1 pseudogene is annotated in these 1,003 nt (G+C 37.4%); it reads right to left on the reverse strand.

What is annotated here, in order from left to right:
- Positions 1–134: 134 nt before the first annotated feature.
- A pseudogene (locus tag ACTRWE_RS19205) lies at positions 135–1,003 on the reverse strand (DUF927 domain-containing protein); the annotation flags it as partial.

The following is a 1,003-nucleotide window of genomic DNA, read 5'->3' on the forward strand; positions in this document are numbered from 1 at the left end:
CTTCAATTGTATTTCGGATATCTGGTAATTCGTCATTCTTACGTAGTGCATCACTTATATCATTTTTCATGGTCTACTCTCTTAAATCTCTTGGGAAAACGGGAATTTTGGGAAAATCAAATTAATTCATAACGTTAAGTTGGGAAATAAACTTGGGAAAGTGCTTCATCTAAAGCTAAATCAGCCACAATTTGTTGTGGTAGCACTTTAAAGTAGCGACCACCAGGCGGCCCACCTGCGATTACTTTCTTGAATGTTCCTCGACCTTCACGGCTTTCCAACCAATGATTTTTACACATTAGTTTAATCGTATGAGAAATATCATTTCTATAACTAACCTTTAAGCCTTCCATAAATGCATCACGAGTTACGAACCAAGCAAGCTGACCATCTTTTTCTATTGCGTAGCCGTAGTTATCACCTAAAAACTTACCTTCAGGTAATAATTTTCGACGCCAAAGTTTTAATGCATAAGGTAATTGTTTTATTAACTTGTTATCTTCTGAATCACTAGAAGAGCCACGTATTTCGAGCCAAGCATCAAATGCTTCTTTTGCGCTTTTTTCAGCAAGGCCTTTAGGCCAAGGCATAAGCCCAGCTAAAGTTGCTAATTCACCGCTCACTCCATGTAACGCAAATCGTTTTGCTGCTTCAATAACCTGATTGCCATTATTTTCTTTTGTTATTTCCCAATGGGTTAACATCGTTTTGATATTGCGATTTAAAAGAGTAGGGAGATCATCAATAGTACTTAAGTGATCAACCCATTGTGGCATAACAGTGCCATGATTTTCGTTAACAGCTTTCCAAATAGATTCAGAAAAGTCATTCATGTTGTTATGACCATAAAGATCGTCATAAGCACCATGTTGCCTTTGAATTGGAACTTCTAAAAAGCGGATTTCTTGACCTGCTTTTACGCCTTTATGTATTGATGAAAGCTTTTCTTCTAGCCCCATTTCACCGGTACTTAAGAATATAAGTCTCCACTTTTTTCGCTGGC

It is taken from the genome of Pseudoalteromonas sp. G5_S1_54_S4, from assembly GCF_054968565.1.